The organism is Marinococcus salis (assembly GCF_054971365.1).
The window spans coordinates 170762-196639 of the sequence record NZ_JBQOJB010000004.1 but is presented as its reverse complement, the minus strand read 5'-3'; the positions used below and the strand labels follow the sequence as shown (position 1 = coordinate 196639).

At 47.4% G+C, this 25878-nt stretch carries 30 protein-coding genes, 1 pseudogene and 1 other annotated feature; of the genes and pseudogenes, 19 read left to right on the top strand and 12 right to left on the bottom strand.

Going from position 1 to position 25878, the window contains the following annotated elements; genetic code table 11:
- Positions 1-18: 18 nt before the first annotated feature.
- Entirely contained in the window at positions 19-918 is a 900-nt protein-coding gene (locus ACTTK6_RS05850) for a COX15/CtaA family protein (RefSeq protein WP_079476064.1), read from the bottom strand.
- Between the two features lie 253 nt (positions 919-1171).
- Here ACTTK6_RS05850 and ACTTK6_RS05845 point away from each other — a divergent pair, with 253 nt between their 5' ends.
- On the top strand, positions 1172-1726 hold the full coding sequence (locus tag ACTTK6_RS05845; protein ID WP_079476065.1) for a DUF420 domain-containing protein: 555 nt from the start codon (positions 1172-1174) through the stop codon (positions 1724-1726).
- Positions 1727-1757: 31 nt separating this feature from the next.
- Here ACTTK6_RS05845 and ytvI read toward each other — a convergent pair whose 3' ends face one another.
- Together ytvI and ACTTK6_RS05835 are read right to left on the bottom strand one after the other, a co-directional pair.
- On the bottom strand, positions 1758-2822 hold the full coding sequence (ytvI, locus tag ACTTK6_RS05840; RefSeq protein ID WP_462832926.1) for a sporulation integral membrane protein YtvI: 1065 nt from the start codon (positions 2820-2822) through the stop codon (positions 1758-1760).
- Between the two features lie 93 nt (positions 2823-2915).
- Positions 2916-3428 (bottom strand): PaaI family thioesterase, encoded by a 513-nt coding sequence (locus tag ACTTK6_RS05835; protein ID WP_462832925.1) that lies wholly within the window; start codon positions 3426-3428, stop codon positions 2916-2918.
- Positions 3429-3556: 128 nt separating this feature from the next.
- On the opposite strand from ACTTK6_RS05835, the gene ACTTK6_RS05830 reads away from it, so the two are divergent.
- Both ACTTK6_RS05830 and ACTTK6_RS05825 read left to right on the top strand, forming a co-directional pair.
- Positions 3557-3997 (top strand): YlbF/YmcA family competence regulator, encoded by a 441-nt coding sequence (locus tag ACTTK6_RS05830; protein WP_079476068.1) that lies wholly within the window; start codon positions 3557-3559, stop codon positions 3995-3997.
- A gap of 56 nt (positions 3998-4053) precedes the next feature.
- Positions 4054-4509, top strand: a complete 456-nt coding sequence (locus tag ACTTK6_RS05825; RefSeq protein ID WP_079476069.1) for an SRPBCC family protein — start codon at positions 4054-4056, stop codon at positions 4507-4509.
- 18 nt (positions 4510-4527) lie between these two features.
- On the opposite strand, the gene cbpB is transcribed toward ACTTK6_RS05825, so the two are convergent.
- Both cbpB and ACTTK6_RS05815 read right to left on the bottom strand, forming a co-directional pair.
- A complete protein-coding gene (gene cbpB, locus ACTTK6_RS05820) occupies positions 4528-4998 on the bottom strand; it encodes a cyclic-di-AMP-binding protein CbpB (protein WP_233133203.1) in 471 nt (156 codons plus the stop codon).
- A gap of 181 nt (positions 4999-5179) precedes the next feature.
- Positions 5180-5488, bottom strand: coding sequence for a MerR family transcriptional regulator (locus tag ACTTK6_RS05815; protein ID WP_079476071.1), 309 nt, complete (start codon positions 5486-5488; stop codon positions 5180-5182).
- 400 nt (positions 5489-5888) lie between these two features.
- Between ACTTK6_RS05815 and ACTTK6_RS05810 the strand changes: the two genes are divergently transcribed.
- On the top strand, positions 5889-7256 hold the full coding sequence (locus tag ACTTK6_RS05810) for an aspartate kinase (protein WP_079476072.1): 1368 nt from the start codon (positions 5889-5891) through the stop codon (positions 7254-7256).
- Between the two features lie 51 nt (positions 7257-7307).
- Here the strand turns inward: ACTTK6_RS05810 and ACTTK6_RS05805 are convergent, their stop codons facing one another.
- On the bottom strand, positions 7308-8117 hold the full coding sequence (locus tag ACTTK6_RS05805; RefSeq protein WP_079476073.1) for an ion transporter: 810 nt from the start codon (positions 8115-8117) through the stop codon (positions 7308-7310).
- Between the two features lie 87 nt (positions 8118-8204).
- On the opposite strand from ACTTK6_RS05805, the pseudogene ACTTK6_RS05800 reads away from it, so the two are divergent.
- Together ACTTK6_RS05800 and ACTTK6_RS05795 are read left to right on the top strand one after the other, a co-directional pair.
- Positions 8205-8408 (top strand): annotated as a pseudogene (locus ACTTK6_RS05800) (NAD(P)-binding protein); the annotation flags it as partial.
- Positions 8400-9197, top strand: coding sequence for an NAD(P)/FAD-dependent oxidoreductase (locus ACTTK6_RS05795; protein ID WP_462832949.1), 798 nt, complete (start codon positions 8400-8402; stop codon positions 9195-9197). The pseudogene ACTTK6_RS05800 and the gene ACTTK6_RS05795, both read left to right, overlap by 9 nt.
- A gap of 38 nt (positions 9198-9235) precedes the next feature.
- On the opposite strand, the gene proC is transcribed toward ACTTK6_RS05795, so the two are convergent.
- The 3 genes from proC to proB are packed head-to-tail and all read right to left on the bottom strand — an operon-like array spanning position 9236 to position 12443.
- Entirely contained in the window at positions 9236-10066 is an 831-nt protein-coding gene (gene proC / locus ACTTK6_RS05790) for a pyrroline-5-carboxylate reductase (RefSeq protein ID WP_094907846.1), read from the bottom strand.
- Entirely contained in the window at positions 10063-11325 is a 1263-nt protein-coding gene (locus ACTTK6_RS05785; RefSeq protein ID WP_094907847.1) for a glutamate-5-semialdehyde dehydrogenase, read from the bottom strand. Before ACTTK6_RS05785 ends, proC begins: the two co-directional genes overlap by 4 nt.
- A 2-nt stretch (positions 11326-11327) precedes the next feature.
- On the bottom strand, positions 11328-12443 hold the full coding sequence (gene proB, locus ACTTK6_RS05780; protein ID WP_094907848.1) for a glutamate 5-kinase: 1116 nt from the start codon (positions 12441-12443) through the stop codon (positions 11328-11330).
- Between the two features lie 54 nt (positions 12444-12497).
- Positions 12498-12700, bottom strand: a binding site (T-box leader).
- 85 nt (positions 12701-12785) lie between these two features.
- On the opposite strand from proB, the gene ACTTK6_RS05775 reads away from it, so the two are divergent.
- Positions 12786-13556 carry an SDR family NAD(P)-dependent oxidoreductase gene (locus ACTTK6_RS05775; protein WP_079476078.1) on the top strand — a complete coding sequence of 257 codons (771 nt, stop codon included), beginning with the start codon at positions 12786-12788 and terminating at the stop codon, positions 13554-13556.
- On the opposite strand, the gene ACTTK6_RS05770 is transcribed toward ACTTK6_RS05775, so the two are convergent.
- Positions 13557-15053, bottom strand: a complete 1497-nt coding sequence (locus ACTTK6_RS05770) for a phytoene desaturase family protein (protein WP_179124096.1) — start codon at positions 15051-15053, stop codon at positions 13557-13559.
- Positions 15054-15134: 81 nt separating this feature from the next.
- Here ACTTK6_RS05770 and ACTTK6_RS05765 point away from each other — a divergent pair, with 81 nt between their 5' ends.
- The 5 genes from ACTTK6_RS05765 to ACTTK6_RS05745 all read left to right on the top strand — a co-directional run bounded on the left by ACTTK6_RS05765 (position 15135) and on the right by ACTTK6_RS05745 (position 18888).
- Positions 15135-15407 carry a YlbG family protein gene (locus ACTTK6_RS05765; protein WP_079476080.1) on the top strand — a complete coding sequence of 91 codons (273 nt, stop codon included), beginning with the start codon at positions 15135-15137 and terminating at the stop codon, positions 15405-15407.
- 73 nt (positions 15408-15480) lie between these two features.
- Entirely contained in the window at positions 15481-16680 is a 1200-nt protein-coding gene (locus ACTTK6_RS05760) for an MFS transporter (protein WP_094907851.1), read from the top strand.
- 15 nt (positions 16681-16695) lie between these two features.
- The gene (gene rsmD, locus ACTTK6_RS05755) at positions 16696-17268 is read left to right on the top strand and encodes a 16S rRNA (guanine(966)-N(2))-methyltransferase RsmD (RefSeq protein WP_079476082.1); all 573 of its coding nucleotides are present in this window, start codon (positions 16696-16698) and stop codon (positions 17266-17268) included.
- Positions 17258-17752, top strand: a complete 495-nt coding sequence (gene coaD, locus ACTTK6_RS05750; protein WP_079476083.1) for a pantetheine-phosphate adenylyltransferase — start codon at positions 17258-17260, stop codon at positions 17750-17752. The genes rsmD and coaD overlap by 11 nt, the downstream gene beginning before the upstream one ends.
- 74 nt (positions 17753-17826) lie before the next feature.
- Positions 17827-18888, top strand: a complete 1062-nt coding sequence (locus ACTTK6_RS05745; protein ID WP_158219053.1) for a SepM family pheromone-processing serine protease — start codon at positions 17827-17829, stop codon at positions 18886-18888.
- Here ACTTK6_RS05745 and ACTTK6_RS05740 read toward each other — a convergent pair.
- Positions 18885-20081 (bottom strand): nucleotidyltransferase, encoded by a 1197-nt coding sequence (locus ACTTK6_RS05740; RefSeq protein ID WP_079476085.1) that lies wholly within the window; start codon positions 20079-20081, stop codon positions 18885-18887. The genes ACTTK6_RS05745 and ACTTK6_RS05740 overlap by 4 nt on opposite strands.
- Before the next feature lie 170 nt (positions 20082-20251).
- Here ACTTK6_RS05740 and ACTTK6_RS05735 point away from each other — a divergent pair, with 170 nt between their 5' ends.
- Positions 20252-20794, top strand: a complete 543-nt coding sequence (locus ACTTK6_RS05735) for a YceD family protein (RefSeq protein ID WP_079476086.1) — start codon at positions 20252-20254, stop codon at positions 20792-20794.
- Positions 20795-20848: 54 nt separating this feature from the next.
- On the top strand, positions 20849-21022 hold the full coding sequence (rpmF, locus tag ACTTK6_RS05730) for a 50S ribosomal protein L32 (protein WP_079476087.1): 174 nt from the start codon (positions 20849-20851) through the stop codon (positions 21020-21022).
- Between the two features lie 56 nt (positions 21023-21078).
- On the opposite strand, the gene ACTTK6_RS05725 is transcribed toward rpmF, so the two are convergent.
- Positions 21079-21597: an N-acetyltransferase gene (locus ACTTK6_RS05725; protein WP_079476088.1), complete on the bottom strand. Its 519-nt coding sequence runs from the start codon at positions 21595-21597 to the stop codon at positions 21079-21081.
- A gap of 222 nt (positions 21598-21819) precedes the next feature.
- On the opposite strand from ACTTK6_RS05725, the gene ACTTK6_RS05720 reads away from it, so the two are divergent.
- The 5 genes from ACTTK6_RS05720 (at position 21820) to ftsL (ending at position 25806) form a co-directional block, all read left to right on the top strand.
- Positions 21820-22203 carry a DUF3397 domain-containing protein gene (locus ACTTK6_RS05720; protein WP_233133209.1) on the top strand — a complete coding sequence of 128 codons (384 nt, stop codon included), beginning with the start codon at positions 21820-21822 and terminating at the stop codon, positions 22201-22203.
- A 33-nt stretch (positions 22204-22236) separates the two neighbouring features.
- Positions 22237-23859: a bacillithiol biosynthesis cysteine-adding enzyme BshC gene (bshC, locus tag ACTTK6_RS05715; protein ID WP_079476090.1), complete on the top strand. Its 1623-nt coding sequence runs from the start codon at positions 22237-22239 to the stop codon at positions 23857-23859.
- 151 nt (positions 23860-24010) lie between these two features.
- Complete coding sequence (mraZ, locus tag ACTTK6_RS05710) at positions 24011-24442, top strand: division/cell wall cluster transcriptional repressor MraZ (RefSeq protein WP_022792688.1); 432 nt, start codon at positions 24011-24013, stop codon at positions 24440-24442.
- A gap of 36 nt (positions 24443-24478) precedes the next feature.
- The gene (gene rsmH, locus ACTTK6_RS05705) at positions 24479-25438 is read left to right on the top strand and encodes a 16S rRNA (cytosine(1402)-N(4))-methyltransferase RsmH (RefSeq protein WP_094907853.1); all 960 of its coding nucleotides are present in this window, start codon (positions 24479-24481) and stop codon (positions 25436-25438) included.
- Positions 25438-25806, top strand: a complete 369-nt coding sequence (ftsL, locus tag ACTTK6_RS05700) for a cell division protein FtsL (protein WP_079476093.1) — start codon at positions 25438-25440, stop codon at positions 25804-25806. The genes rsmH and ftsL overlap by 1 nt, the downstream gene beginning before the upstream one ends.
- The last annotated feature ends 72 nt before the right edge of the window (positions 25807-25878 follow it).

The window sequence follows — 25878 nt, the reverse complement described above, 5'->3', positions numbered from 1 at the left end:
GACGAAAAAACAGGCCTTCTAGTGGTGAAGGCCTGCTTCTTTTTGGTGTATGCTTTTAGAGGTGCTGGTGAGTTCTGTGGAAGAAACAGCAGGCTGCCGGGTAATAATGACAAGCATGTAGGTCATTATGGTAAAAATGATGCTGATTGTCAGTGCATGAATAAGCACAGACGTTAAATGCGGAGCTCCAAAAATCAGGGCAATGCCGGCCCCCGCCTGAACTAGTATCAGCACAAAAGCCATTACGCTCATAGCAGCCAGTGACGTATAGGCCCGAAATCGTTTCAGCGTCCAAATCATCAGTACGGCTACGACGACCATAAGAGCGACAGCGGCACCGCGGTGAATCCAGCCGGCTATCTCTGCTCCGCCGGAATGCTTCACATAGGCTCCGGTATAAATGACGGCGTAGGAATAAACAATAGTGGCAACCAGGTAATTGCGGTAGCCTTTTGTCACTTTTGGCTGCAGCGACGGCTTGCGGTTATCCTCAAATGCCAGAATGGTGAGCATAATAACCGTTGCAAGTGAAATGGCACTGATGCCGAAATGAAGAGCAAGCACGAGGCTCGAGTTGCCCCAGATAACTGCGCCTGCGCCCATTAACCCCTGAAAAATAATAAACAATACAGCCATGAGCGCCATAAACTTTGTTTCACGCAGATGAGAAAGCTTCACAGATGACCAAATAGCAAGAATAATTACGAACAGCCCCATCAGTCCCGACCAAAGCCGGTGGCTGTATTCAATGATAGTGGCGACGGCGGGGTTGGAAGGTACTACTTCCCCGAAACAAAGCGGCCATGTGGCACCGCAGCCTTCGCCGGACCCTGTATTAGTCACCAGTGCTCCCTGCAGCAATACGATGAGCATGCCGATGGAGGTGATGACGCCGAATGTGCGTAGTCCCCAGTGCAAAATAAGTCACTCCTTCAATATGAATGCAATTAAGAATTTCACGTTGTTGTTACATAATTAATCGTAGATTTCCAGCCTGAAAAAGTCAATTTTTAATCATGATCCCCTGATGAACAAATAATGAATTGTGAAAAATATGTGAAAGCAGAAGCCTCAAAGAAAAAACGTTCACTGGATTGTTAATCCAGGGATCTGCATAAATGGGTGTGATTTAGTATAATATAACCGCTACCACAGAAGAGGAGGAATATACGTGTCTCAATTAAAGGCTGAAGAACAAAAGCGCACCAATCGCACGCATACATGGATCGTGATTCTGCTCAGCGTGATTATTAATGGGCTTGTAACGATTTTAATATTTGTAGAAGGCGGCGGCCAGACATTTAATGGTTTCGACCTGACGATTCTGCCGATGATGAATGCTATTTTTAATAGCTTTACCACCGTGTTTTTATTGGGGGCTTTGTACTTTATTTTACGGAAAAATATAAAGATGCACCGCCGGTTTATATACGGGGCGTTTACAACAACGACCCTTTTTCTCGTCACGTATCTGGCATACCACAGCCTTGCCTCGAGCACGTCTTACGGCGGAGAAGGAGTCATTCAGTATATATACTATTTTATCCTGATCTCCCATATTATTTTAGCAGCACTGATTGTACCGCTTTCGATTTATACATTTTTAAAAGGATTTACGTACCAGGTGCAAAAACACCGCAAAATTGCCCGGTGGACGATGCCGCTGTGGCTGTATGTAAGTGTTACTGGCGTAGTGGTTTACTTTATGATTGCCCCGTACTATTAAGAAAAAAGGAAAGCCCCGCGGCTTTCCTTTTTTATACTCTGAAATTTAACTTGATGAGTCCTGCCTCCCGGGCAGAAGTGAAAGCAATAACAGCGAGCGGGCCGACGATAAAGCCTACTACGCCGAGAAGGGTCAGCCCGAGGTAGAGGCTGATTAAAGTAGCAAGCGGAGAAAGGCCGATATGGAGCCCCATTACTTTAGGTTCCACAGTACGGCGAATAATGAGAAGAACGATGCCGAGGGCCAGCAGCTGCGTTCCAAGAACAAGGTCACCGCTGATATACATATAAATAGACCACGGGGCGAGAATGGCGATGGAGCCGATAATTGGAATAAAGTCAACGGCCCATATAATCAGGCTCATCACAATTGCCACTTCAGGGGTGAAAATCATTAATCCGACAAACGTAACTGCCAGTATGATTAAGCTGACTAAAAATTGGGCTTTGAAGAAACCGAGGATTACTTCAGCGAGCCGGCTGGTCATAAACTGAAATTTTTCAGAAGTCTCAGGCTTTAAAAAAGAGTAAAATTTGTCTGTCAGTCTTGGGAGATCGATCATAAATAAATAAAGAGCGATCAAATACACTAAAAACATAATCAAATAGCCGGGAATAGAAGCAATAATTGCCGTGGCCTGGTTCAGCAGATCATCGCTTGCGATATTTTCCTGAAGGCTGGTAAGCATCTCGGCAATCCGGTTGTTGATCTGGTCAATAGTATCCTGCGGAAGATTCCACTGTTCGTAACGATTGTTCAGCCCGGTTTGAATGTTTTCTACTGTTTCTACGAGATTACTGATATATGTAGGGAGATTTTTGGAAAAAGCTACCACCTGGGTGATCACCTGAGTAATTAACAAATATCCAAGTAAAATTAATAACAGAAGAAAAGCCGAGAAAACGATCATAACCGAAAATGGCCGTTTAATATTAAGAGAACGCATGGTAAGCCTTACAGCGGGAGAAAGGGCCAGGGCTGTTAACCATGCAAGGATAATCGGGCCCGAAACAGGCAGAATAAAGTAAAGAGCGACGAGGGCCAGAACGATGCCGATAAACCGGAAAATATTTTTTTTTGTCAGCAGGGCGGTCACAGGGAAGCTCCTTTCATCAAAGTGAAGCATTATGTACTTTATTTATTATAAAGTATTTAAGCAGATAATAGTAATTAATAAATGGAAGCGGAGTCAGGAGCGGGCATCCTGCTTTAAATAAAAGGTGCCGTCTGCCTTTGCAACGAGCCGGTTTTCTTCATCATAAACCGCTGCTTCAGCATAGGAAATGCGGCGTCCAACAGTAATAGGCGATGCTTTGCAGGTCAGCTCTTTGCCAGTACCAGCGGCAATAAACTGCACGTGAATATCGATCGTTAAAATATCACCAGGGACAGGAGAAAGCTCCGTGAGCAGCACGCCCATGGAATTATCCATTATCGTCGTCAGAATCCCTCCATGGACGATGCCGTGGGTATTATGCAGACCCGGATGAATGGGAATGGAAGCACAAAGCGTTTCTTCATCCTCCCAGTAGGTAGAAGTGTGCATGAAATGTTCCACTCCACTTCGGGCCTCTGAATTATCCCAGTCGTGCAGCAGTTTGAGATAATGTTTAGTCAGCTCTTTAGCCTTCGGGGAGCCGTCCGCCAGAATGCTTTCGAGCATTTCCTGTTCTGTCAGCTGGGGTAAATGTTTTTCTGTCATGTTTGTCATCCTCTCCGTAGTTACGCTCTCCTTATATTGTAGCAATAAGACAAAAAGCGAACAAATATGGCGATTCGTTCTTCATAGAATGAGGTGATCCGTGATAAGATAAAAGCGGAGGTGAATGTATGGCTGTAATAGAAGCATCGACGTCTATAGATATACTTGAGCAATCAGAACAGTTAGGCCACATGGTGGTGGAATCTGATATATATATTGAATACAGGGAAGCCAAGAAGGCGATGAAAGAAGATCCGGAAGCGCAGGAAAAAATTAATAATTTTTTAAGCTGGAAGGATCAATATGAAGAAGTGCAGCGGTTTGGAGCATATCACCCGGATTACAAAACAACCGCCAAGCAGGTGAGGGTCGTAAAACGGGAAATGGACATGCATGAAACTGTCATCCGGTACCGACAGGCAGAAAAAGCGCTGGATAACTTACTGACAGAAATATCAACGCTGGTAGCTGAATCCGTCTCATCCTCAATCAAAGTGCCGACGGGCAATCCATTTTATGATAACCAATCATGCGGCTGTTCCACTGGTGGAAGCTGTGGATGCTCTTAATAAACATAAAACCTCCTCTTTTAGGGTATACCTCCTTTAAAGAGGAGGTTTTTGCTATGTTTAAAGGAGTCTTCGAAGCTCAGACTGTAGTACCTGCATCCAGAGAGGAAGTTTGGAACTATTTCGGCGATCCAGTGCAGCTTGAAGAAATGACAGAGTTTCCGGAAGTTGAAGTGGAATCTTCAGGGAAAACAGAAGCCGGAGCAGAAATCCGTTTATATTTATATTTTGGTATATGGAAAACTGTCTGGGACTCAGTTATTACTTACGTAGACGCGCCGAATGCGTTTCAGGATGAGGGAAAAAAGCTGCCGTTTCCGTTTATATCCTGGAAGCATACCCATACTTTCCAGGAGCTCGGGCCGTTAACGGGCGTACATGATTACATTGAATTTGAATCGGTAGTGCCGGCCTGGATGGTGAAGTGTTTTTTAAACGGAATGTTTAAAAACCGGAAAGCTTTTGTGGTAAAACAATTCAGCACGGAAAATAAAAGAAGTTCCGCTTTTTAAACGAAAAGCGGAACTTCTTTAATGAGACTGAAACTCCCGGTGGACCATGACCAGAATAGCGCGCCTGGTAATAAGGCCGACGAAAGCTCCTTCATCGTCTTCAATACATACAAACGGGTGGTTAATAGAAAGGGTTAAGGCCTTCCCAAAGTTATCATTTACGTTCATCTTCGGCACCTTTTCCGACATCACCGATTCTACGGTATGTTCATGAAGCTTGTCCATTTCGATCCGTTCGGTGCCCAAAATGGTGTCGAGCACCTGAGCTTTACTAATTTGTCCCTGAACACGGTAATGTGTATCTAAAACAGGGACTGCGGTATAGCCGGACTTAATTAATATTAAAAGCGCATGGTCCAGAGGGTTGGCAGCCTGAACATGGGCAACTTTTTCATGGCCGATGATCAGTTCAGCTATTTCCTGGTCCATAATATTTGTGTTTTTCAATTCATGAAGCACTGTCATCACATACTTTCGTTGATTTCTCATGGAGCAGAAGGCCAATAGGTATGAGGCGTGGATATAAAGTCATGTTGAATAATAAAAGGATTTCAAGGTTTCGTCAAGTTCCAAAAAACGTAATTATCGACGATTTGAAGGCTTTTAGGCACACCAAAGACAACTGTTGAACCAAATCGACTCAACAGTTGTCTTTTGGAATAAAATGGATTTAACCCTTGCGCATATTGAAGGCTGCATTCAATTGGCCGCGAAGCATTCTTTCCCGCAGTTCTTTGTTTTTCATTTTCTTCTGTTCCATGCGGCGTATTTCAAACGTCTGCATGCCATCTTCCATTTTTTCTGCGATATCGAGGAGCCGCTCTACATCTAAAAAGGAATACTTTCTAGTCCCGCCGGAGGTACGGTCAGGGTGAATCAGTTTACGTTCTTCATAATAACGAATTTTTCTTTCGGACAGTCCGGTTAATTCGCTCATAACTCCAATCGTAATTACTTTTTTATCCTTATATGACGACATGGTTTACTCCCCTTTTCATCTCTTTTGTAAGCTAATATACCATAATAACTTTTACATGTATGTTTATTTGTTAGATTAACTTACATCGTCCGTGGGCAAAATTGTAAAATTAATGCTTAAGAGCTTGAAAAGGAGGGAAAGAATACATATCGTCCTATGTCTTACCAATCGAAAGTAATTACTATGGATTAAGAGGATACTTCGGACCACGGATTCTTTTTCATAAGAATCAGTCCAGATGGGCTTTAACCACTCATATTACTGATTGTTGACGGATGAAACATATGATAATCTATTAATTGTGAAATTTTTGAACAATTCACTCATATAATTAGAAAAAGCAATATACGCATAAAACTTTAATAAAAAGAATGGAAATAACGACAGGAGTGACAAAGAAATGAAAGTAGCGAAATTTGGCGGGAGTTCTCTTGCGAGTGCGGAGCAGATTAAAAAGGTGGCAGACATTGTAGCGACAGACGAAGACCGCAGAGTGGTAGTCGTTTCTGCCCCGGGTAAAAGAAACAGTGAAGACACAAAAGTGACGGATTTATTAATCACCCTTGCGGAAGCCTGCCTGGAGAATTCCGGGGTGGAGGATGCGAAAAATAAAGTATTGGAACGCTTTCGCAGCATTACATCCGAATTGAATTTATCAGACGACATTATTGCAACCATTGAAAGCGATATTGAAAGCCGGATCCAGTTCACCAAAAATAACGAAGGGCGCTTCATTGATCAGATGAAGGCCGGTGGTGAAGATAACAATGCTAAAGTGGTGGCACAGTATCTTCAGAGCATCGGAACCGTAGCCGAATATGTTAATCCAAATGACGCCGGTCTGTTTGTGAGCGATACTCCGGGCAACGCCCAGGTGTTGAATGAATCGTACGACCACATTTATAAGCTGCGAGAACGCGACGGAGTAGTAGTATTTCCAGGCTTCTTCGGCTATTCAAAAGAAGGAGATCTCGTTACATTCTCCCGGGGCGGCTCTGATATTACAGGCTCTATTCTGGCTGCGGGAGTACAGGCGGACCTTTATGAAAACTTCACAGATGTGGATTCAGTATTTGCGGCCAATCCGACAGTGGTGGACAACCCGTGCGCAATCAAACGAATGACTTACCGTGAAATGCGTGAGCTTTCCTACGCAGGCTTTGCTGTTTTTCATGATGAAGCCCTCATTCCGGCTTTCCGTAAAAAAATTCCGGTATGTGTGAAAAACACGAATAATCCGCAGGGAAGCGGTACAATGATCATTTCTGAACGGGAATATGCCCTGAATCCAATCATCGGGATCGCAGCAGACAAAGGATTTGAAACAATTTACGTACGTAAATACTTAATGAATAGAGAAGTAGGGTTCGGTCGCCGGCTGCTTTCGATTATTGAAGACGAAGGAGTCTCGTATGAGCATATGCCGTCTGGAATTGATGATACCTCTATCATTATTGAAGAAGGGCAGATGTCTAAAGAGAAAGAAGAGCGGATCATTGAGCGTATTATAAATGAGCTCGATGCGGACGATGCCTACATTGAAAAAGGATACGCAATGATTATGCTCGTAGGTGAAGGCATGCATGAAACGGTAGGTGTAGCTGCACGCGCGACTCGCGCATTTTCTGAAAAAGGCATTAATATTGAAATGATCAACCAGGGTTCTTCTGAGGTTTCACTCAGTTTCGGGATTGCTGAAGAGCATGTGGATGAAGCAATCCGAGGTCTGTATGAAGAATTTTTCAGTACGAAGGAAGTACTTCAGTAATAATAAAGAGGGCAGCCGCCGGTGGCTGCCCTCTTTGTATATGAAAACCGATTAATCCTTATGCTTTTCTTTTAGAAGCTGTTTAATATCATACAGTTCGCTCTCCATGTGATCAAGCTGTTTTTTTAGCTTGTCCTCGCTTTCTTCGGCTTCAGCTTTTTCGACGTTACTGACAATAACGCCTACAAACAAGTTGAACACCACGAACGTTCCAACGAGTACGAAAGAGACAAAATAAATCCAGCTCAATGGATTAGTTTCTGCAATTGGGCGCATGACCGCGCTTGCCCATGACTCCAATGTGACCACCTGAAATAACGTCAGCAGGGACTGGAAAATATCACCGAAATAAGCAGGGGCGGTGTCGCGGTAAAGCATCGTACCGATTACAGCATAAACGTAAAAAATAATGCTCATCAAAATCATAATATTTCCTAAAGAGGGAATGGTACGAAGCAGAGCATCTACAAGCCGGCGCAGGGAAGGGACAACCGTGATAGCGCGCAGCACCCGGAGCACCCGCAGCACCCGAAGGACGGTGATGAAAGCGGAGCCGGCAAAAATATGGCCGGCCGCTACAATGAAAAAATCAAACCAGTTCCAGGGAGACCGGAAAAAATTGTAGGAAGGAAAGACACCAAGAAACCGGATGATAACCTCAATGGTAAACAGCCAGAGAAGGACGTAATTTAATACTGAAAACGTATTTTCGTAGCGGTTGTATAATGCTTCGGAAGTTTCAAGACCTACGAGCAGGGCATTGAATAATATAAGTGTCGTTACAATGGCAGTGAAAACTGGCTGATTTAAAATGACAGCTAAACGCTGCCGAAAACGGGTAAAGGTAGATATCTCGCTCATAGGTGGACTCCTTTAAAAAGATGTGAACCGTTTTGATTGTACAAAAAATAGCAGGTAAAGAAAAGAAATAGCTTTAAGAGGAGGAGTTATATGAATCCGGATGTCATTATTGTCGGTGCCGGTCTCGCCGGATGGAGCGCGAACCGGGAACTTGAAAAGCACGGCCTGGGCACTATGGTGGTCGAAAAAAGCAGAGGAGTCGGGGGCAGAATGGCAACAAGAAGATTGAACGACGGGCGTGCGGACCATGGCGCCCAGTTCTTCACCGCCAGAAGTCAATCTATGCGTGAAATAGCAAAGGAATGGGAGGGCGCGAAATACATACGCAATTGGAGTAACGGCTTTATTCAGCTGGAAAACCTTGAACAAGAGCAGCATTTTCAAGGAGACGGGCACCCGAGATACGTAGGTAACGCTGGGATGGCTCCGTTGATGAAAAATTTATGGAAAGGGAAAACGATAGAAAAAGAAACAAAAATTAATGCTATCGTGCCCGGGAAAGAAGGTTGGATACTTCGTACAGAAACTAATCAAATGGAAACGCGAGCTGTACTTTTAACTCCCCCGGTGCCGCAATCCCTTGATATGCTGCAAAACGTGCCCGGGGAGCGCCTTTGGGAAAAGGATCTTTCCTCAATTCAATACGACCCGTGCCTGGCTGTAATGATTGAATATGAAGGGGAAAGCCCTCTTCAGGTTCCGGGGGGCATCCAGACAAAGGATCCAAGAATTCAGTTTATCGGCTGTAATCAGCAAAAAGGCATTTCCGAAACCTGCGTACTTACGGTGCATGCAGAAGGAGAATGGTCGAGGGAGCACTGGAACGACAGCGGCGAAGCTTTTGCTGAAGAGCTGTGCCGCATCGCCGGGCCGCTGCTGGACCGGGAAAAGGTACTGAAGCTCCACCCAAAGCGCTGGAGGTATGCGAAGCCGGTGCATATGTACCCAAATCATTCACGAAGCTATGATGATCCTTATCCTCTTGCATTTGCCGGGGATGCATTTGGTGAAGGAAAAGTGGAAGGGGCCGTTTTAAGCGGAAAGGATGCAGCGAAAAAAATTGTATCGCTGCTTCAATAAAAAAGCAGGAACCGGGAGCCGGCTCCTGCTTTCTGCTTTTAATCACCGATGGACCCGGATCGCCTGGAAGCCTCTTTCATGGCTTCTAAAAAATGCTTTTGCACTCTGTGTTTTTCCAGGTGGGTAAACGCCGCTTCAGTCACCCCGTTTGGACTCAGTACCTCCTGGTACAGTTCGTGCGGTTTTTTATCGGAATCAAGGTAGCGATAAGCCGCTCCTTCTATCGTATGAGCGATAATATTTTTTGCTTCCTCCGGCGGGAAGCCAGCTTCAGCCGCCATCTGCTCCATAGCTTCAAGGAAATAATAAAAATAGGCAGGTCCGCTGCCGGCAATCGCGGTGAAGCTGTCAATATCCTCTTCAGAAATTGTGTGTACGCTGCCGACTACCTGAAACAACGATTCCGCAAGATCGAGATCTTCGTCAGTAGCATAGGAACCGGCGCATATAGCTGTTGTCGAAGCACCGACGTGCGCAGACGTGTTTGGCATTGAACGCACTACCGGCACCTCTTTGCCAGCGAAAGCTTCCAGATTATTTAAGGAAATGCCGGCCAGAACGCTGATCACTAGCTTATCTTTTGTTAGCTCCTCGGCGAATGACTGAATGACTGCTTCGGCGTCTTTCGGCTTAACGGCCAGAACGACGACGTCTGCCGCCTTTACCGCCTCTTTATTATCAGTTTTTACCTGAATACCGTACTGCTTTTTCAGCCGCTCCTGCTTATCAGCAGAGGTTTTTACCGTCCCAAGCACGTTTGCCGGTTTGACCAGCTCGTGGCGCAGAAGACCGGAAAATATAGCCTCCGCCATCGAGCCGGAGCCGATAAAAGCAATTGTTTTCTGCTGTAGATTAGTTTTTGTCATCATTTAATCTGTCCATCTCCGTGAATTAAATATTTGTAGGAAGTGATCGCTTTTAGTCCCATTGGCCCTCGGGCATGCAGCTTTTGAGTGCTGACGCCGATCTCGGCCCCGAAGCCAAATTCAAACCCATCGGTGAACCGGGTAGAGGCGTTATGATAAAGCGCCGCTGCATCGATCTGTTGGAAAAACATCCGTTTATTTTCCTCGGACTCTGTAAGGATTGCTTCGGAGTGATACGTCGTGAACATATTGATATGCTCGATGGCCTCTTCGGTGCTCTTTACGGTTTTCATCGAGACTATCATATCCAGATATTCAGTGTTCCAATCCTCGTCGGCTGCAGGCTCCACATCGCCGTGCAGCTTTTGCACTGAAGCGTCTCCCCGGATAGTAACCCCGTGGGCGAGCAGCGCATGGACAAGGGCTTCTCCGTGAGCCTCAAGCCATGCCTCATGCACAAGGAGGGTTTCAGCTGCGTTACAGACAGAAGGACGCTGCGTTTTGGCATTAATGGCAATCTGAACTGCTTTATCAGCCACGGCGCTGTCATCAATAAAAATATGGCAGTTGCCGACACCGGTTTCAAGGACAGGCACAGTCGACTGATCCACCACGGTTTTTATTAGATTGGCGCCTCCGCGCGGAATCAAAACGTCCAGGTAATCATTCATTTGAAACATCGTCGCGGCCGCTTCCCTTGACGTGTCGGAGGCGAGCTGAACCGCTTCTTTCGGAAGAGAGGTTTTTGCCAGAGCCTCCCAAATAGCGTCCATGACTGCCTGGTTCGATCGAAAAGCGGAAGAGCTGCCACGTAAAAGAACTCCGTTGCCGGTTTTTAGAGCAAGGGCGGCTGCGTCCGCTGTTACATTCGGCCGGGCTTCGTAGATCATGCCAATGACACCGAGCGGCACCCGGACGCTTTCCAATTTCAGACCGTTCGGCCGGGTCCAGGATTCAATAGTTTCGCCAATAGGGTCTTCAAGAGAAGCAATCTGCCGGCATCCGTCAGCCATCCCTGCAATACGCCCGGAGTCGAGCGTGAGCCGGTCAAGCAGGGCGGAGGACAAGCCGTTTTTTCTTCCTGCTTCGAGATCCTTGGCGTTTGCTTCAAGAATAAAAGTTTCCCGCGTTTCAAGTTCGTCAGCGATAAGTGAAAGCGCCTTGTTTTTTTCTTCGGTGGAAGCAGTAGCGACACGTTTAGCCGCTTTTTTAGCTGCTTCTCCCTGCACCCGCATTTGAGTACTGATTTGTGTTTGTTCCATGTTTATCTCTCCCTTACGGTAGTAATCCAGTTATCCCGGTGAATGACTTCTGATTTCGACGTTGACGTAAAGGATGCAGCCTCGGCCGTGGATTTCCCTTTCACAGCCTGGAGCTCCTCGGCACTCATGTTGACCTGTCCCCGGCCGAGCAGGTTATCTTTCTGGTCATACACATCAACAACGTTGCCGGCTGAAAAGTGGCCCTGCACATCGACGATACCGGCAGGGAGAAGGCTTTTGCCTGAACGCAGCAGCGCTTTTGCCGCTCCGTCATCGACCACTACAGCGCCCGCGGTAACGGAATGGAGACCGATCCATTGTTTTTTATTGTTTAAAACGTCCCCGCCGGGCACGCCTATATAGGTGCCGTCCCCTTTGCCGCTAAGGACGTCTTCAAGTCGGTGTCCGCTGCTGAGCCTGCCGACAAACACCCGGGTGCCCAGGCGGAGAGCGGTGCCGGCTGCTTTTAATTTGGAACGCATACCGCCGGTTCCTACAGAAGAGCTGGTTTCTCCGGCCTGGTCCATCAGGTCATTCGTAATGGCCGGGATGAAATGATATTTTTTGGCCCCCTGGTCTTCGTTTGGATTCTTGTCGTAAATCCCGTTAATGTCTGTTAATATCAGCAGTGTATCTGCATGTACAAGCCCTGCTACAAGCGCGGACAGCATGTCATTATCCCCGAAAGTAAGTTCATCAACAGCAATAGAATCGTTTTCGTTGATAATAGGAAGTACCTGGCGGTGAAGCAGCTCGGTGATCGTGGAGTGGGCGTTTTGGTACTGGCTGTGATTGGCGAAATTCTCCCGGGTTAAAAGCAACTGCCCGCAGGCAATGTTTACTCTGCTAAATTCTTCGTTATATGCCTGCATCAGCTGACTTTGGCCGACAGCGGCCGCAGCCTGTTTGCCGGCAGTGGTAACCGGCCGGGACGGGTAGCCGAGATCGTAAAAGCCGGCAGCGACCGCGCCGGAGCTGATCAACACGACTTCATTTCCCGCCTGGCGGAGCTGGATGATTTCATCTGCGTACTGCTTCAGCTTTTCCCTGCTTAAACTTCCCTGCTGATTTGTTAAAGAACTGCTTCCGATTTTAACAACGACCCGTTCTTTTTTCATTGGAACCACCTGTCTTTATTCGTACTGGGTGCATATAAAAAACTCTTTCGCCTGTAAAAGGACGAAAGAGTTATCCGCGGTACCACCTTTAGTTGAAAAGACTTTGTCTTTTCCGCTCATGCCCATTAACGCAGGGCTGCGTCCTAAAGGAAGCTCACGGACAGGTTCAGGCAAAACAAATTCCGGCATAGCTTTCAGCTCATGGCTATGCTCTCTGTCGGTGCTTTGTCCTACTATTTCCGTTTCACAGCTTTTGCACTATTCAGCTTATTTGTGATTACTATTATGTGAAGAGCCGGGTGGTTTGTCAAGTTTTAATACACCAGAGAGGAGGAAGAATGATTGAAAACAATTATACTAACAGGAGCAAGCAGCGGCATCGGCAGAAAAACAGCAGAAAAGCTCGTGCAAAATGGAGAGAAAGTAATAGGCATAGGAAGAAACACGCAGAAACTGCAAGCCGCAGCAGTAGAGTGGGAGGCTCACCCCGGGGAATTTATCGCCTGGACAATGGATGTAGAAATAATTGAAGATGCAGCAGAAGAAATGAAAAAAATAACCGCTGTTCACGGAAAACCGGACGTCCTTATCAATAATGCCGGCACTGGGAAATTCGGGGAGTTGGAGCAATTGAGTATAAAAGACTGGGAGCAGATGATAAATACAAACGTAAAAGGAAACATTGCTATCACGCAGGCACTGCTTCCTGAATTAAAACAGGCCGGCGGGCATATCATATTCACAGGTTCAACCGCGGGCATTATCGGCACTCCAAAAGCGACCGTTTATGCGGCCAGCAAGCGTGCAGTAATTGGGTTTGCAGAAGCGCTGCGGCTCGAAACCGCGGAGAGCGGAATACGGGTTTCAGTGTTAAATACCGGACCGGTAAAAACCGATTTCCATGACCGCGCCGATCCAAGCGGGAGATATAAGCGTTCGGTCGAGCAGCTCGCCCTGGCCCCGGAGAAAGTGGCTGGTAGGCTTGTGCAGCTAGTGGAGCAGCCAAAGCGTACAGTTTTTATGCCCCGCTGGATGGGAATGCTCAGTGCGCTTTATCAGCTGTGGCCGTCGGCGGTGGAAAAAGTTGGACGAAAGCAGTTTTACCGCAAATGACTACTGCTTTCGTTCAAGAGCGGCAAACGACTGCCCGCTGATTGATTCAAACACATGGATACCGCTCATGGTCACGGCCATGGTACTCGCTCCCGGAAAAATAGAGTCTCCGCAGAACCATACGTTTTCAAGGGGAGAACGATGGGATAATGGGTAAAAAAACGTATCCCTTCTCGTCTGTGGAAAGCCGCCGACCATGCCGCGGGGACGTTTAATGTATCGCTCCCAGGCATGCGGAGCACCGGGCAGGACCCGCTCCGGCTGGACAGGCAGGCCGGCTTCCTGGATTTTTTCTACAAGCGCCCTGGTGGCTGCTGACTTTTTTTCTTCATATAAAGAAAGATCTTCCCAGAACTCGGGCGGCGTATGAGTGGAAACGGTAAACGTACGCTCACCTTCGGGGGCCCGGGTGCGGTCATCCGGTGCTGATAATGAATAAAACAAATGGCTCGAAATGCCGGGAATGTTCTGGTCCCAAAGCAATTGATGAAACAACGCTGAGGGAGGAGCGGAGGGCTCGCAGACTCCGTACATGGAAAACGTGCTCCAGATCGGCGTTTCGGATTTGGTCTGCCAGCGACGGGTAAACTGGTTTCGCTCTTTAGGGTGAAAAAGCGGGAGCGCGGCCTGGACTGGGATGTTTAACACCAGATGATCGGCAGTGGTTCTTCGTTCCCGATGATCGATAGCTGTCCAGGTGCCGTCGCTGTTTCTTTCCACCGCCTGAATGCGGCGGCGTTTCTGCATCGAGGCGCTGTGGCGTTCGGCTGCTTCTTTTAACTGCTCGGCCATGCGGTACAGCCCGCCATATACATAAGAAGCTCCCTGATGGTATAAATCGAGGGCGTACAATCCAAGCAAGGCAGGAGCGTGGCGGCTGCTTGTCTGCAGGCTGTCCAGAAGCTGCCCGTCAATATACTGGTGCACCTCGGTGTCCTGCAGACGGTAATGCCGCAGCACATCTTCAGTAGAGGCGGCAAGCCAGCGGACAGCGCCGAGAATGCCGGGTCTGAGTGCCCGGACCGAGCGGATGAAATCTGCGGGCTTCTGCATGGGAAGAACCGGAAGGTGATGGATCAGCTTCCGGAGTTCCTCCCCGACCCGGGAAATATAACGGTATAGCGAGCGGATGCCATCTGCCGAGGAAGGGAACAACCGGCAGAGAGTATCGATATGTTTTTCCCGTGAAGAATACAACGGAAGAGAAAAAGAAGGAGCGTGTACCTGCATAATGGTCTCAAGGCCCACATGTTCTGGGAGCGGCTCCTTCAGGTAGTTGAAGACGCGGTAATGAAGGCCGTCTGGCTGCTGCAGGCCCAGCCCGAGTGTAGCCCCGACTGGAAACAGATGAGGCTTGTGCGTAAACTTTCCGGCACACCCTCCCCATTCGTTGGAAGCTTCAAATAAAGTGACATTATAGTGATGGCAGGCGAGCAGAGCAGATGCCGTAAGTCCGCCGAAGCCTCCGCCAATAATTATTACAGATGGTTGGCTCATGTTACTCCTCCTTGCCAGCATTGCTCTTTTTTCCTCCGGCATGCTAGACTTAACGAAAATCACGCGAAAGGATGTGCTTTCATGCATCAGCCGAGAATCGGGGTAGCCGTTTGGATTAAATCCGTCAAACAGGCGAGGCAGCTGAGAAAGTACGGGTTAGTGCATTACGTTTCCAAACAAATGAAATACGCAGTTTTATATGTGGATCAGGAAAATGCGGAAATGGTCATAAGTCAGCTGGGAAACCTTGGTTTTGTAGAAAGGGTGGAACGGTCGGAAAAACCATTTATTCCGCTAGAATACCATAAAGTTGAAAAAGAAAGCCAACCGCAGGATGACAGTATCGGGATATAAATAAATTGACTTTTATTGTCCCATTGGGAACGCTGTTTTATAATAGGGGAGGCAGAAAGAAGGGACCTCTCTAATGGTAAAATGGAGAAAAAATTTATATATATTAATGGCCGCCCAATTTTTTGTGATGGCAGCCATGACGATGATCGTTCCATTCCTGCCGCTGTATCTGCAGGAACTCGGAGTGACAGATCCTGGGCAGATAAGTATCTGGTCAGGCGTTATTTTTGGCGTTAATTTTTTAACAGCTTTTTTGTTTGCCCCGCTCTGGGGTAAAATTGCTGACAGACAGGGCCGTAAGCTGATGGTGCTCCGTTCGGGATTCGGCATGGCCATAGTAATGGTACTGATGGGATTTGCTACCGGCCCATGGAGTCTTTTTTTTCTGAGAATGCTAAATGGCACGATTAGCGGTTTTATTCCTGCTTCGATTGCGCTTGTGTCTACAAATACGCCTAAAGAATACGCAGGCAGGGCGCTTGGATTGCTGCAGTCAGGCACGGTGGCAGGAACAATTTGTGGGCCGCTGATCGGCGGTCTTCTAGCAGACGCGTTTGGCTTCCGGGCCATATTTAACATTACCGGGCTCGGTATCGCCGTAGCTGCGGTAGCCGTTTTGTTTTTAGTGAAAGAAGACTTCGAGAAGCCGGAAAAGGCGGAGAAAACGAAAACGAGCGATGATTTCAAAAAAATCGCAGGTGTACAGCCGATGATCCCCCTGTACACTGTTATTTTTCTCGTGCAATTTGCGCTGATCGGGGTCAACCCGCTTATTTCCGTGTTTGTCGGGGAGCTGAGCGGCAGAGAGGAAAATGCTTTCTATGCCGGACTGGCCGTAGCTTCCCTGGGGGTGGCGAATATGCTTGCTTCGCCCAAGCTTGGCAAACTCAGTGATACAAGAGGAGCCCAGTATGTGCTGTTCGGTTCGTTAATCGGTGCTGTGCTCCTTTCTATTCCGCAGGCTTTTGTTACCAACCTTTGGCAGCTGATCGTGGCGCGTTTTTTGGTCGGCTTGTGTCTTGGCGGACTGCTGCCGGCAGCTAACACGCTAATCCGGCAGCTGTCCCCGCAGGGAATGGAGAGCCGGGCCTACGGCTTTTCCAACAGCTTCTTGTTTCTTGGAAACATGCTCGGGCCGGCGGCCGGGGGCTTAATCAGCGCCGCTCTCGGCATGCGCGGCCTATTTTTAATTAGCGCTGCCATACTGGGAGCTGCCGCTTTTGTCATGTATGCAAAAGTACTTCCAAAGCTGGCACAGCGCACAGAATCGTAGAGTGAGGCGAAAGGTATGAGAGTGATAGCAGGAGATTTTAAAGGGCGCCGGCTGAAAGCCGTTCCTGGAACCGGCACCCGGCCGACTTCTGATAAAGTGAAGGAGGCGTTGTTTCATAAGCTTGGCCCGTTTTTTTCTGATGGGGAAACGGTGCTCGATTTATTTGCAGGAACCGGAAATCTCGGAATTGAAGCGCTGAGCAGAGGCTGCAGCTCGGCTGTTTTTGTCGACAAAGCTCAAACCGCCGTCAAGACAGTCCGGAGCAATATTGATGCTTTGAACCTTGGCGAGCGGGCGGAAGTTTATCGTTCAGAAGCTTCTAAGGCAATCGATCGTTTGGAAAGCCGGGGGCGTAGTTTCGATTTAGTGTTCTTCGATCCTCCTTACGCAGAAGAAAAAGCAGAACAGCTAGTAGGAAAGCTGTTGAACTGCTCGATGTTAAAGGAAAACGGCATGCTGATATGGGAACACGCCGCAGCAAAAGCGGCAGCGTTTGACGAACGACTGTCGGTTTTCGCAGAAAAAAATTATGGTGACACAACGCTTACAATATTGCAGCTGACGGGAGGTCCTGAAAATGGCGAGTAAGGCAATTTATCCAGGAAGCTTTGATCCGGTTACCAATGGCCATCTGGATATAATCGAACGGGCACACAATGTATTCGATCATGTGGTGGTGGCGGTGCTGCATAACCGGAAAAAAGAGCCGTTCTTCTCTATTGACCAACGGGTAAAATTAATTGAAGAATCGGTCAAACACATGCCAGGCGTGGAAGTGGATGCTTTTCACGGGCTCTTAGTGGACTATGTAAAAGAAGTGAAAGCCGATACGATTGTAAGAGGCCTCCGGGCTGTGTCTGATTTTGAGTATGAAATGCAGGCGGCTTCAATTAACAGAAAGCTTGAACCCGGAGTAGAGACTTTTTTTATGATGACAAATCACCAGTATTCTTATTTAAGCTCGAGTATTGTAAAAGAAGTAGCGGAATACGGAGCGGACGTTTCCGGCCTCGTGCCTGCGCATGTGGAGGAGGCACTTCGGAAACAGTTTGAGAAAAAGAGCCGGGGGTAGAAGTGCGATTCGTTGCAAATTTCCAGCCATCCTTCGTATGATGAAGAATAATCGTTTAATAAAGGATGAAGACCATGTATCACAACCGAAACAGGAAAATGCGGCGGATTATTACTGCGGCTGTCATAGCAGCTGTTGTGCTTATATTAACGCAGGCGCCTCTCCCGTATTATTATATACAGCCGGGCTCAGCGGCCAGCTTGTCCTCCGTTGTAGAGGTGGAGGAGGGAGCCGGGGAGTCCGGTGAGATGTATTTAACGACTGTTTACCAGCAGGGAGCTACCCCGGCGCTCGCTTTATGGTCGGTATTTTCTCCTTACCGGGAGCTTTCCCCAAAGGATTCCTACCAATTCGGAGATGAAAGTGAGGAAGAATTTTTTGAACGCCAGCGCCAGGTGATGGAGAGCTCCCAGGAGTCTGCAGAAATAGCAGCGTATGAAGCGGCTGGAAAGACAGTGAATGTAAAATACCGCGGAGTAAGGGCCAGTGATTTTATTGATGGAATGGATGCGGCAGAAAAGCTCGAGGAAGGAGACTTGATCCAGGCGGTCAATGGCAGAGAGGTTCAGACACTTGAGGAATTAAACAACGCGATTGAGGGCATAGAGACCGGCGAGAAAGCAACTATAGCCTTCCAGCGAAATAAAGAGCAGATGGAAGCAGAGATAGCTGTGGAATCATTTCCGGCCTCGACAGGGGAGGAAGAAAGCTCGGGTCTTGGAATATTGTATCCTTATACAGAAAGGTCCGTTTCTCTTAACCCAGAGGCCACAATTGATGCAGGCTCCATAGGTGGGCCCTCCGCCGGCTTGATGTTTGCCCTTGAAGTATACAATCAGCTTACAGAAGAAGATATTACAGGCGGAAAAAAAATAGCCGGCACCGGGACCATTGATGAACAGGGTGAAGTTGGCCCAATTGGCGGAATAGATAAAAAAATCGTCGCAGCGGATAAAAAGGACATAGATGTCTTTTTTGCCCCGGATGCCGGCATGGCTTCTCCGTCCAATTATGAAATTGCCAGGCAGACGGCACGAAGCATCAACAGTGATATGAAAGTGGTGCCAGTGGCAACGCTGGAGGAAGCAGTGGAGTATCTGAAAAACGATTTAAAAAAAGCTGAAAGCAATTCTTAAAAAAGCAGAAGGGGCGGAAGGTCATAATCTCTCCGCCATTCTTTCTGTCTTTCAGAAGGTGGAAGCAAAAGCGCATAAGCAGTATCAGCTCTTTCGCCCACAGCCAGCTGCGGCGTTTTTTTATTAGTCATTTTTGTGTAAAGAGGGATAGAAATATTCTTTTTAGCTTTATTTAGATAAGTTCTCCCCCGTGCATTCATGCCGAGCACCCTCAGGTGATCAACGTGCTGGCCATCAGAGGCTGCGTGAGCTTCCTCTTTTGTAAGGCCGGTCAATAGATGTACTGCGGTGCGCTGCAGCCGTGTTAAAGTATAGCGCTTCGTTTTAACCAGCTGCAGCCACTGCCCGAAGCCGGTTGCTTCTTTCATCAGGCGCTGCATGCGGTGATGGAGGCCTTCGGACATATCATAGAGAGAGGCAAGGTCGGCGGTGGGCATGGTCAGCATTTTTGCCTGTAGAACTGAAAAGTAATCCTCCCAATAGCGCAGGGCTGGAAGGCCGGCTAGAATACGCCTGGACGCCTCAGGGATATAAGCGCTGATATCTTCGTTTCTTTCAAGCATGTGCCGGAGACTGGTGGCGCTCGCGATAGACGGATCCCGCGGAGAAATATCGTGATAAGAAGCGTTTTTACGTTTGATGGTGCCTATGTGAAGCGAGGGATACATCCGGGCGGCAGCGTTTGTGTAATGAAAGCCGAGGATATTGTTTGGCTGGCTCAAGTCCGGCAGCGAGCCCGGAGCCTCCAAGTCTCTATATGCCAGTTCGTTTGCTTTGGCGTAGCTGCAGCCTCCCTGAATATGAAAGCGGACGCGCTCATCAAAACGGCCCCTGTGGGTGTGCAGGAAATCAACAAGCTGTACAAATGGGGCAGCTTTTCCATGTTCACTCCCGAAGTTCAAATGAGTAATGCCAAGCTCTCTACAGATGGAAACAGCCCCCGCAGCAAATATGTCGGCGTGCTGGCAGGCGAACATGTACGGAAGCTCAATAACAAGGTCGGCGCCGCTCGAGAGCGCCATTTCCGCCCGCTCTCTTTTAGGAACGAGAGCTGGTTCACCCCGCTGGAGAAAAGGGCCGCTCATTATACATACGACTACATCCGCGTTACTTTGGGTGCCGGCCTGTTCGAGATGGTAGAGGTGGCCGTTATGGAAAGGATTGTATTCGACAACCATTCCTAAGACATTCATGATAGGACCGCCTTTCAACTAGGGTATTTTCGGTAAATATCGCTTTTCTCTTTTCTTTATTCATGATACGATGTTTTTCGAGAGTTCAAAAGGGTTTACTGTAAAGAAAAAATATTGACAAAGGTCGTTTCGATGGATATAATTACTCTTGTTGTCTGGAGGTGGATCCAATGAAATGGGGTATCCAGCAGTTACTTTCAAAGAAGCACGAACAATCGTTTAACATTGAAGGCAGCGCAGATGTATCAGAAATGATTGAGCGTGACAAAGAATTAAGGGATATCAGTGCCGTGCAGGTTCAGGGCGAAGGATCGATCGTTGAAGAAACCTTCCATGTAAGCCTGCGGTTAAAAGGAACAATGATACTACCATGTGCACGGACGCTCGCGGATGTCCACCATCCGTTTGATGTGGAAATGTTTGAAGCATTTCGGCTGGACGGTATGCCGGCGGACGAAGAAAACATTAATGAACACGAGCCAGAAGATGGTTTTGTCGATCTTCTCCCATATATTAAAGAAAACATTTTCCTTGAAATGCCCTTCAGAGTTTTCGCCAAAGAAGGGGACGGTGAGCCGCTTGCTCCTCAAAGTGGAGACGACTGGCGGGTAATCTCGGAGGATGAATTAATAAAGGAACGGGAGCAGGAAGCTCCTAAAGTTGATCCGAGAATGGCTGATTTATCGAAGTATTTCGATAAAGGCTCCAGCTGATCCAAAATCATTCACTGGTTGAAATAATCTTTATCTTATAAGGAGGTGGGAATCATGGCAGTACCTTTTAGACGTACTTCTAAGACCCGTAAACGTATGCGCAGAGCTCATCAAAAAGTAGCAGTACCAGGTATGGTAGAATGTGAACAATGCGGAGAGCAGAAACTATCTCACCGTGTGTGCAGAAACTGCGGTTCTTACAAAGGCGAAACAGTTGTAGAAAAATAAAAAACAGGGTGCCGTTTTCGGCGCCCTGTTTTTTTATGATATCGGAAAGGCATTGCTTATGATTCAGTGTCAGAAAGCGGTGGTTCTGCAGTTAGCTCCTCTGCTTTCTGCGGCTGTACCCCTTTTGGATACCAGACATATGGATTTTCGCCACGGTCCCTGACCGGGTTATATTCTGCGGGCTCAAAGCCCATTTTCAGCCAGAAATCATCTGAACGCTGCCGTGCGTTTGTTTTAACCGGCAGCTCAAAGCTCTTTGCGTAATTGACAAGCTCTTCGCCAAAACCACGTCCCTGGTATGGCTCGAGTACTTCAAGCTTCCAGAGTTCAAGGTAGTCCTGGGGAGGATCAAAAAAGCGGTCATATTTGCCGGTAATTGTATATAAGCACATACGTGCGACCAGCCGGCCTCCAAAATAGATGCCGTAAAATGGAGAACGGATGTCGTTTTCCATGATGTTTTCCTCGAGCTCTTCCTGCATAGAAAGCTCTTGAGCGCCAACTTCTTTGAAGTTTTGAAATTCTTCTAATGTCTTGTAGTTTATGAGTAATGGTACAACTTCAATTCCACTCATGCGATTGGCCTCCTTCACTAATAACTTCCAACTTCATTATACACGAAAACGCTTAAAGTCGAAAAGTGAAAAGTCGTCCGTTTGGATCGTGCGGTGCTACTAGTCCGGAGAGAAGAGATATGCTAAAATGCTTGAGACATCTATAATTCATTAATAGTATTGTGGTTTAATGTGATAGAGTTAAGAAAATGAGAGCAAACTGGATGAGGGAAAGTGACAAATATGCTACAGCAGATATATGGATGGTTAATGGAAGCAGGCTTGGCGCTGCCGCTGGTTTTTTGGTACATAGCCTATCTGGTCACGGCAAAATTAACGAAAAGAAAAGCATATGCCTTCAGGGCCGCCTGCGACTCAACTACGCTGTTGTTCATCGCTTCGGTCCATAGATGGTCAAGTGACCTGTGGAACGAATCCTACCTGTGGGTCATTTATTTAGTGATTCTGGCCAGCGCTGTCGTGATTTCCATTATTCATTATCATTCCCGCGAGGAGCTGGAGTTTTTTCGGGTGCTGAAAGGCATATGGAGATGCAGCTTTTTTATATTTGCGGCAGGATACATCCTCTTAGCCGGATATTGGGCCTATCTGCAGATTATGGCATAGAACGGAGCAAGGCGTGAAGGAAGGTAGTTTGACATGAAAGTTCTGTACGAACAACCAATAGAAACCGATTATTTTTTACATGACTATCAAGCGGGCAGGCCCGGTGCCAGGAAGCTCTTTCATTACACTGGGGAAAATCAGGGGGTAGAGGACCGGCTTCGTTATTTAGACGGCCGGTCCTTTGAGCGCAGGTACTTAAAGCAGCTTCTGCAGAAGTATAATGGCGGGCTGTATTATGGGGATAAAGCGGTCAAGGCTCTTGAAAAAATGGACAATGACGAGGCCGTGGTGGTAGCGGGCGGCCAGCAGGCTGGCATGCTCACCGGCCCCTCGCTGGTAATTTCCAAGGCATTATCAGTGCTAAAGCTTGCAGACCAGGAGGAGAAGCGGCTTGGGCGTCCGGTCCTTCCATTGTTTTGGATTGCAGGGGAAGATCATGACTGGGAGGAAGTAAACCACGTCAATTTCCCGGCTGAAGGGCATTTAGATAAAACGAGGTTCGAAGGAAACTTTCTGCCGAATGTGCCTGTGTCAGAGCAGCCGTTTGAAGCAGCGGAAGTGGAAGCATTCGTGGAAGAAGCTTTTTCAAAGCTCCGCGAAAGTCCATTTACGAAAGAATTACGAGATGAAGTGTATGTGCTTTTGAATCGTTCAAGGTCGTGGTCCCAGTTTTTTGCAGAGATGATGCGCTGGCTGTTTAAGGATACAAAACTTATCATGATGGATCCGCAGCAGCCGGAATGGAGAGAACTGGGAAAGCCGCTTTTTAAAACTTTGCTTTCCGATCCAGATAAAATAAATGCGGCTGTTTATCAGGGCACAGCTGAAAGAAAGGCAGCGGGATACGACGAGGTCGCGGGCATCAATTTTGACAGCGGGCATCTATTCTATCATATAAATTACGTGAGACATCTGCTTGAATATAAAGATGGAGCCTGGAGGAGCCGGAGATCGGGAAAAACTGTGGGGACGGAGAAATTACTAGAAGAAGCAGTGCGCCAACCCACCCGTTTCAGCACTGACGTAATTACCCGGCCGCTGATGCAGGAGCAGATGCTCCCGGTTCTGCACTTTGTGGCAGGGCCAGGGGAAATGCAGTATTGGTCTCTTTTAAAGCCATTGTTTGAATTACTCGGCATGCGGATGCCGGTGGTGCAAAAGCGTATGGAAGTGCATTATGTCACCCGTCAGGTACAGCAGGCCGCTGAAAAAGAGAATGTTCCCTATAGAATGCTGCTGGATTTACCTTTACTCGAACAAAAACTCCAGGAGGTGCGCCGCGCTGCCCTGGAAGTGGACGGGAAAGCAAAAGCCCTCCAGGCGTTGGAAGAAATGAAAGAAGCTCATGCAGCTCTTGCTAAAGAATGGATTCGCCAGTTTCCTTCACAGGAAAGTTTTGCGAAAGAAAACTGGAGACGGATTGAAAAAGAAACCTGTTACCTTGGAGAACGGCTGGATGCAGAGCAGGAGCGGAGAGTGCAGATACATGTCCGGCGGCTGGAGTTAATTATCGGCCGCCTGTATCCTCGCCGGGAACCGGCGGAAAGGCAGGTTAATATTTTATTTATGTTAAACGAATTCGGCGCCTTTCTTCCGGCGCAGACGGCTGCCGAAACAGAATGGAAAAGCGGCCGGCAGAATATTATATTACTGTAGCATCTGCACACTAATTTATACGTTATCCGGCTGAAAGCTTCCCGAAATATCGGGGAGTTTTTTTTTTGTTAAAAAATTTTCCGGAAAAAGTGGTACAAAGTGGGGGAATGTGGTAACTTAAATGTAAGGAGTGGTGAAAGGTTGGGTCCATATGTTTATGGGAGAATATCAACATAATATGGACGATAAAGGAAGAATTATTATACCCTCCCGTTTTCGGGAGAAGTTGGGAGATTCTTTCGTCGTTACCCGTGGTCTGGATGGATGCTTGTTTGTTTATCCATATGACGAATGGGAACGCATTGAAACTAAATTAAAAGCTTTGCCTTTCACAAAAAAAGATGCAAGGGCATTCACCCGTTTTTTCTTTTCAGGAGCGTCAGAATGCGAACTTGATAAACAGGGGCGTTCGATGATTCCAACCACCCTCCGCCAATATGCAGAATTAAAAAAAGAATGTATGATCATCGGGGTAAGCAGCCGAGTAGAAATATGGGATAAACACAAATGGGACGAATATTATGCAGAATCAGAAGAAGTATTTCCAGACATTGCAGAAAACATGGCCGACCTGGATTTTTAGCGCAGTATCAAACACGTTTTTGCCGGAGGAATAGAAGTGCCGCCACAATTTGAACATGAAACCGTATTGAAAGAAGCATCAGTCCGGGGGCTGAATATTCGTCCGGACGGGGTGTATGTTGATTGTACTCTCGGCGGCGGCGGACACAGTGAAGAAGTCATGAAGCAGCTTTCTTCCGAGGGCCTTTTAATAGCCTTTGACCAGGATGAGGAAGCGATCGCTCATGCAGAGCAGCGGCTCCGGGTTTATGGAGAAAATTTCAGGATCGTACATAGCAATTTCCAGTTTTTAAAAGAAGAACTGCTCGAGCTTCATACTGAGCAGGTAAACGGGATATTATTCGATCTTGGAGTGTCATCACCGCAGTTCGACCGGCCGGAAAGAGGGTTCAGCTACCGCTATAATGCCCCGCTTGACATGAGGATGGATAGGCACCGGCAGGAGCGTACAGCAGCACACATCGTCAATGAAGCATCGTTTCAGGAAATCTGGCAGATTCTCTCAGAATACGGGGAAGAGCGTTTCTCAAAACAGATTGCCAGAAAAATCGAAAAAGCGCGTGAAGATCACCGTATTGAAACAACCGAAGAACTAGTGGAAATCATCAAAAGTGCAATACCTGCACCGGCCAGGAGAAAAGGCGGGCATCCGGCGAAGCGGACTTTTCAGGCTTTGCGAATTGCTGTAAATAATGAACTTGATGTGTTCAAAGAAGCGCTTGACGATGCGCTGACCATGTTAGCGCCCGGCGGAAGATTGTGTGTCATAACATTTCATTCGTTAGAAGACAGGATTTGTAAAAAGTTGTTTAAACAGAAAAGTTCTCCACCTCCGCTTCCGAAGGGACTCCCGGTCGTGCCCGATGAAGCAGAACCAGATTTCAACCTGGTCACAAAGAAACCGATCCTGCCATCAGAAGATGAACTTACGCAAAATCCAAGGGCGGCTTCCGCGAAGCTTCGAATCATCGAAAAACGCGAGGAGGATAAAAAATAATGGAGAATTTGGCACAGCAGATAAAACGCCAGCAGGAAGACAAACAAATAGTACATAAAAAAGTCCAGTACCACGTTCGCGGTGGTATTACAAAAGGTGAAAAACTGATTATGACTGCGGTCATTGTCGGGATTCTAATCGCCTCCTTTTTCATCGTTTCGAATTTTGCCACCATACACGCCCAGGATCAGCAAATCGACCAGACCGCTACACAGATCCAGGAGCAGCAGCAGGTGAATCAAAACCTTGAACTGCAGGTGGCTGAACTTAGTTCACCGGAGCGCATCATGGATTACGCTAAAAATGAACTGGGCATGGAAATGAAGGACGAAAATATTCAAGTTGTAAACGGAACAGAACAGAACTAACACAGAAGGGAGGGGAAACCGTGGGGACACGGCAGTACCGCTCCCTTCTTGCAAGTTAACCAGCGGCCCCGT

Bases quoted from the DNA above. Each gene is read 5' to 3' on its own strand.
- ACTTK6_RS05835 (WP_462832925.1), bottom strand. From the start codon at position 3,428: ATGACAGAAAAACATTTACCCCAGCTGACAGAACAGGAAATGCTCGAA.
- ACTTK6_RS05830 (WP_079476068.1), top strand. From the start codon at position 3,557: ATGGCTGTAATAGAAGCATCGACGTCTATAGATATACTTGAGCAATCA.
- ACTTK6_RS05825 (WP_079476069.1), top strand. From the start codon at position 4,054: ATGTTTAAAGGAGTCTTCGAAGCTCAGACTGTAGTACCTGCATCCAGA.
- cbpB (WP_233133203.1), bottom strand. From the start codon at position 4,998: ATGAGAAATCAACGAAAGTATGTGATGACAGTGCTTCATGAATTGAAA.
- ACTTK6_RS05815 (WP_079476071.1), bottom strand. From the start codon at position 5,488: ATGTCGTCATATAAGGATAAAAAAGTAATTACGATTGGAGTTATGAGC.
- ACTTK6_RS05810 (WP_079476072.1), top strand. From the start codon at position 5,889: ATGAAAGTAGCGAAATTTGGCGGGAGTTCTCTTGCGAGTGCGGAGCAG.
- ACTTK6_RS05805 (WP_079476073.1), bottom strand. From the start codon at position 8,117: ATGAGCGAGATATCTACCTTTACCCGTTTTCGGCAGCGTTTAGCTGTC.
- ACTTK6_RS05795 (WP_462832949.1), top strand. From the start codon at position 8,400: ATGCGTGAAATAGCAAAGGAATGGGAGGGCGCGAAATACATACGCAAT.
- proC (WP_094907846.1), bottom strand. From the start codon at position 10,066: ATGATGACAAAAACTAATCTACAGCAGAAAACAATTGCTTTTATCGGC.
- ACTTK6_RS05785 (WP_094907847.1), bottom strand. From the start codon at position 11,325: ATGGAACAAACACAAATCAGTACTCAAATGCGGGTGCAGGGAGAAGCA.
- proB (WP_094907848.1), bottom strand. From the start codon at position 12,443: ATGAAAAAAGAACGGGTCGTTGTTAAAATCGGAAGCAGTTCTTTAACA.
- ACTTK6_RS05770 (WP_179124096.1), bottom strand. From the start codon at position 15,053: ATGAGCCAACCATCTGTAATAATTATTGGCGGAGGCTTCGGCGGACTT.
- ACTTK6_RS05765 (WP_079476080.1), top strand. From the start codon at position 15,135: ATGCATCAGCCGAGAATCGGGGTAGCCGTTTGGATTAAATCCGTCAAA.
- ACTTK6_RS05760 (WP_094907851.1), top strand. From the start codon at position 15,481: ATGGTAAAATGGAGAAAAAATTTATATATATTAATGGCCGCCCAATTT.
- rsmD (WP_079476082.1), top strand. From the start codon at position 16,696: ATGAGAGTGATAGCAGGAGATTTTAAAGGGCGCCGGCTGAAAGCCGTT.
- coaD (WP_079476083.1), top strand. From the start codon at position 17,258: ATGGCGAGTAAGGCAATTTATCCAGGAAGCTTTGATCCGGTTACCAAT.
- ACTTK6_RS05745 (WP_158219053.1), top strand. From the start codon at position 17,827: ATGTATCACAACCGAAACAGGAAAATGCGGCGGATTATTACTGCGGCT.
- ACTTK6_RS05740 (WP_079476085.1), bottom strand. From the start codon at position 20,081: ATGAATGTCTTAGGAATGGTTGTCGAATACAATCCTTTCCATAACGGC.
- ACTTK6_RS05735 (WP_079476086.1), top strand. From the start codon at position 20,252: ATGAAATGGGGTATCCAGCAGTTACTTTCAAAGAAGCACGAACAATCG.
- rpmF (WP_079476087.1), top strand. From the start codon at position 20,849: ATGGCAGTACCTTTTAGACGTACTTCTAAGACCCGTAAACGTATGCGC.
- ACTTK6_RS05725 (WP_079476088.1), bottom strand. From the start codon at position 21,597: ATGAGTGGAATTGAAGTTGTACCATTACTCATAAACTACAAGACATTA.
- ACTTK6_RS05720 (WP_233133209.1), top strand. From the start codon at position 21,820: ATGCTACAGCAGATATATGGATGGTTAATGGAAGCAGGCTTGGCGCTG.
- bshC (WP_079476090.1), top strand. From the start codon at position 22,237: ATGAAAGTTCTGTACGAACAACCAATAGAAACCGATTATTTTTTACAT.
- mraZ (WP_022792688.1), top strand. From the start codon at position 24,011: ATGTTTATGGGAGAATATCAACATAATATGGACGATAAAGGAAGAATT.
- ftsL (WP_079476093.1), top strand. From the start codon at position 25,438: ATGGAGAATTTGGCACAGCAGATAAAACGCCAGCAGGAAGACAAACAA.